This window comes from Sphingomonas sp. (genome assembly GCF_035758555.1).
Taxonomy (GTDB): Bacteria; Pseudomonadota; Alphaproteobacteria; order Sphingomonadales; family Sphingomonadaceae; genus Sphingomonas_B.
On record NZ_DASTXI010000009.1, the window covers coordinates 1 to 4830 of the forward strand.

Consider the following 4830-nt stretch of genomic DNA (forward strand, 5'->3'; position numbering starts at 1 on the left):
TGGCAGGATGTCGCCAAGCAACTCGAGGACATCGACCGCGCGAAGCTGTCGCCCGACGATCAGGTCAATTACGACGTCTACAAGGCGCAGATCGACGTCCTCATCAACCAGCAGAAATTCAAGGATTACGAGCGGCCGCTGAACGCCGACACTTCGTTTTGGGGCAATCTCGCAGGCACCGCGCGGCGCACCTTCACGAGCGAGCAGGATTATCGCAATTACCTGTCTCAGCTCAACGATTTCCCCCGCTATTTCGGTCAGCAGATCGCCAATATGCGCGCCGGGCTCGCACGCAGCTTCACTCCGCCCAAGATCACGCTGCAAGGCCGCGACGACACCGTCACATCGGTCATCGATATCGCCAAGCCGCAGGACAGCGCCTTCTACAAGCCGTTCGAGAAGATGCCCGCCAGCATCCCCGCCGCGACCCAGGCCGAGCTTCGCGCCGCGGCGGTCAAGGCGATCGAGCAATCGGTGATCCCCGCGCACAAGACGCTGCTCGCCTTCCTGCGCAACGACTACATCCCGCACGCGCAGCCGTCGATCCACGCCTATGACCTGCCCGACGGCAAGGCCTATTATCAGGCCAAGATCAAGGAGTTCACCACCCTCGACCTGACGCCGGCGCAGATCCACCAGATCGGCCTCGATCAGGTGGCGGAAATCCACGCCGAGATGCTGCAGACGATGAAGGATGCGCATTTCAACGGCACCTTCCCCGAGTTCCTCAAATTCCTGCGCACCGATCCGCAATTCTACGCGAAAACCCCACAGGAGTTGCTCAACGACGCTGCCTGGATCGCCAAGGAGTTCGACGGCATCGCCGACAAATGGTTCGGTCACCTGCCCCGCCGCCGCTTCGGGATCGTCCCGGTGCCGGCCGACATCGCGCCCTATTACACCGGCGGCCGCGGCGGCCCCGGCATTTATCTCGTCAACACCTACGACCTGCCGGCGCGCAAGCTCTATTCGCTGCCGGCGCTGACGCTGCATGAAAGCGCGCCGGGCCACGCTTTCCAGATGCCGCTCGCCGCCGAAAACAAGAATCTGCCGCCGTTCCGCCAGAACAGCTACATCTCGGCCTTCGGCGAAGGATGGGCGCTCTATTGCGAGAAGCTCGGCGAAGAGATGGGCATCTATCATACACCCTATCAGCGCTTCGGCATGCTGAGCTATCAGGCGTGGCGCGCGGCGCGGCTGGTGGTCGATACCGGCATCCACACGATGGGCTGGACGCGCGAGCAGGCGCAGCAATACATGCACGACAACACCGCGCTGGACGATCACGAGATCAAGACCGAGGTCGATCGTTACATCGCCTGGCCCGGTCAGGCGCTGTCCTATTATCTCGGCGAGATGGCGATCGTGCAGGATCGCGCCAAGGCGGAAAAGGCGTTAGGGCCGAAGTTCAACATCCGCGCCTTCCACGATACCGTGCTGCAGATGGGATCGGTGCCGTTGCCGGTGCTCAACGCCCGGATCGATCGCTTCATTGCCGCCGGCGGCGTCGGCCCCTATCCCGACGAGGAATGAGGGACCGCCATTGACCGCCGCTGAGACCGAATCGTCGCCCCGCGACACGAGCTTCTTCGGCCATCCGAAGGGTCTCGGCTATCTCGCGTTCACCGAGGCGTGGGAGCGCTTTTCCTATTACGGCATGACGTCGATGCTCGCGCTCTACATGATCGGGCAGTTGCTGACGCCCGGCCATGCCGAAAACGTGCTCGGGCTCGCCGCGCTCCGCCATGCTCTCGAATTTCGCGGGCCGATCGGCAATCAGGCGTTCGCCTCGCTGATCTTCGGGTGGTATTCGGGGCTGGTCTACTTCACCCCGGTGCTCGGCGGGCTGATCGCCGACCGCTGGCTTGGCGCGCGCCGCACCGTCGTGGTCGGCGCCCTGCTGATGAGCGCGGGGCATATCGCGATGGCGTTCGACGCGAGCTTCCTCATCGCGCTCGTTCTGCTGATCGTCGGCTCGGGGTGCCTCAAGGGCAATATCTCGGCGCAGGTCGGGCATCTCTATCCCGCCGCGGCCGAATCGTGGCGGACGCAGGGCTACACCATCTTCTCCGCCGCGATAAACGTCGGCGCGGTGCTCGGCCCGCTCGGCTGCGGCGCGCTCGCCGCCGCTTATGGCTGGCATTACGGCTTCGGGCTGGCGGGCGCGCTGATGATCCTCGCGCTGATCATCTACCTCGCCGGGCAACGCTACCTGCCCGATGGCGCAAGGGCATCCAAAAGCCATCATCATCCGCCGCTCACCCCTGCCGAGCGGACGCGAACCTGGATGCTGATCCTGGTGATCGTGCTGACCGTGCTGCCCAACATCGCTTATCCGATGATCTGGAATGTCGGCATCGTCTGGATCAGTGAGCACGTCTCCCGCGCCACGCCGTGGGGCGAGATTCCCGCGGGCTGGTTCAATTCGGTCGACGCCTTCGCCAGCATCGTCGCGGTGCCGCCGCTGGTCGCCTTGTGGCGCTGGCAGGCGCGGCGTGGCCAAGAGCCGGGCGACATCGCCAAGATCGGGATTGGCGCAGCGCTGACCGGCATCTCGGCGCTCGTCATCACCGCCGGCTGTCTGTTGACGCCGGCCGGCAGCCGCGTCGCCGTGCTGTGGCCGCTGCTCTCTTTCGCCGGAATGGGAGTTGCCTTCCTTTATTTCTGGCCGGTGCTGCTGGCGCTGATTTCCGAGGCCGCGCCGGCCAAGATGAACGCGACGCTGATGGGCGGCGCCTTCCTGTCGCTGTTCGTCGGATCGGTGCTGATGGGGTGGGTCGGCAGCTTCTACAGCCAGATGACGCCGGCGCGTTTTTGGGCGCTCGACGGTGCGATCGGCCTTGCCGGCGGCATCCTGGTTTTTCTCTTCAAGGACGCAATCAGCGCGGCGCTGGGGCGCGATGATCCGCCTGCCGACACGACCTCCTCCGACAGCTCTCAGCCCCTGGTCTCCGCCGACCAGACGTGAGCCGCACGGCAATCGCCGATCGATTTTGCTGGCCCGCGCCGATATTTGGCGCAATTGTATCAGCCGGATCCGGCAGAGAGAGCGAGCCCGATTGAAACCTCCCAAGCGCCATGAACCGTCGCATGTGAAGCTTTCGAAGAAGCTGGGCGTCGCCATCGTCACGGGCGAATATCAGCCCGGAACCATTCTCCCCGGCGAGGTGGAGCTTGCCGAACGTCTCGGCGTTTCGCGAAGCGTGGTCCGCGAGGCGCTGCGGATGCTCGCCGCCCGCGGCCTGGTCGAAAGCCGCCCCAAGACCGGCACCCGCGTTCGCGACCGGAGCGACTGGAACCTGCTCGATCCGCAGTTGCTCGGCTGGATGTTCGAAGGCTCGCCGCCGCTCGAGTTCGTCCGGAGTCTGTTTCAGTTGCGCTTGATCATCGAGCCGGCGGCCGCCGAGCTCGCGGCGGTCGGCCGCAGCGCGCGTCAGCTTTCGGCGATGGGCCATGCCGTCGAATCGATGGCGCTGCACGGGCTCAACAGCGAGGAAGGCCAGGCCGCCGACCAGAAGTTCCACACCACGATCCTCGAAGCGAGCGGCAACGAGCTGCTGGTCAGCCTGGCGAGCACCATTTCCGCCGCTGTTCGCTGGACGACCTTCTTCAAATACACGACGCGCCATCCGCGCGATCCGGTTCCCGCGCATCGCGCGCTGTTCGAGGCGATCGCCAATGCCGACGAGGGCCTTGCCCGCAGCGCGACCGAGGCCCTGATCAAGCAGGCGCTCGCCGACACCGAGGACGCGCTCAAGGCGAAGTGAGGCGTCCGCGCCGCCTCAATGGCTGTCGCGCGGGACGCCTTTCGTCTGGGCGATGCGCTGATATTTTTCGGCCCCTTCGAGGATCGCGCCGGTATCCATCTGCCCCGTAATCGCGCGCTGAATTTCCTGCCAGGGAGTCTGCGATTCGGGATAGCGATAGCCGCCATCGGCCACGAGCCGCTCACGGCGCGCCTGCAATTCGGCATCGTCGATCAACACGTCGACCCGCCCGGCATTGAGATCGACGCGGACGATGTCGCCGGTCTGCAACAGGGCGAGCCCGCCATTCGCCGCCGCTTCGGGGCTGGCGTGGAGGATCGACGGGCTGCCCGACGTTCCCGATTGGCGGCCGTCTCCGATGCACGGCAAGGCGCCTACGCCCTCGGTGATGAGATAGGACGGGGGCCGCATGTTGACCACCTCGGCCGCGCCCGGATAGCCGACCGGGCCCGCGCCGCGCATGAACAGCAGCGTCTTCGCGGTGATGCCGAGCGCCGGATCGTCGATCCGCGCGTGATACTCCTCGGGCCCGTCGAACACCACTGCGGGCCCTTCGAACACGCCGGGATGCTCGGGATCGGAGAGGTAGCGGGCGCGGAATTCGGGCGAGATGACGCTGGTTTTCATAATCGCGGCGTCAAACAGGTTGCCCTTCATCACGATATAGCCGGCCTGCTCCGCCAGCGGCTGCTCGAAAGGCCGGATCACCTTCGCGTCGTCGATCGTCGCGTCGCGGCAATTCTCGCCGATGGTGCGCCCGTTGACGGTCTGCGCGTCCTCATGGATCAGATCGTGGCGCATCAGCTGATTGACCACCGCGGGGACGCCGCCGGCGCGATAATAATCTTCGCCCAGATACTCACCGGCTGGCTGCAGATTCACCAGTAGCGGCACGTCGCGCCCTTCTTTTTCCCAGTCGTCGAGCGGCAAGTCGACGCCGATATGACGCGCGATCGCGGTGATGTGGATCGGCGCATTGGTCGAACCGCCGATCGCGGAATTGACGCGGATCGCGTTGTGGAACGCCTCCTTGGTCAAGATGTCCGAGGGCTTCAGATCTTCG

4 protein-coding genes are annotated in these 4830 nt (G+C 65.1%); 3 read left to right on the plus strand and 1 reads right to left on the minus strand.

Features of this window, described 5'->3' with window-relative positions:
* The 3 genes from VFT73_RS00555 to VFT73_RS00565 form a co-directional block, all read left to right on the plus strand.
* The coding region (locus tag VFT73_RS00555; RefSeq protein ID WP_326408149.1) for a DUF885 domain-containing protein at positions 1-1533 on the plus strand (1533 nt) is incomplete at its 5' end.
* A gap of 10 nt (positions 1534-1543) precedes the next feature.
* Positions 1544-2968, plus strand: a complete 1425-nt coding sequence (locus tag VFT73_RS00560; RefSeq protein WP_326408150.1) for a peptide MFS transporter — start codon at positions 1544-1546, stop codon at positions 2966-2968.
* Positions 2969-3092: 124 nt separating this feature from the next.
* The gene (locus VFT73_RS00565) at positions 3093-3767 is read left to right on the plus strand and encodes a FadR/GntR family transcriptional regulator (RefSeq protein WP_326408152.1); all 675 of its coding nucleotides are present in this window, start codon (positions 3093-3095) and stop codon (positions 3765-3767) included.
* Between the two features lie 15 nt (positions 3768-3782).
* Here the strand turns inward: VFT73_RS00565 and VFT73_RS00570 are convergent.
* Positions 3783-4830, minus strand: a 1048-nt coding sequence (locus VFT73_RS00570; protein WP_326408153.1) for a dihydroxy-acid dehydratase, incomplete at its 5' end; no start/stop codon positions are given.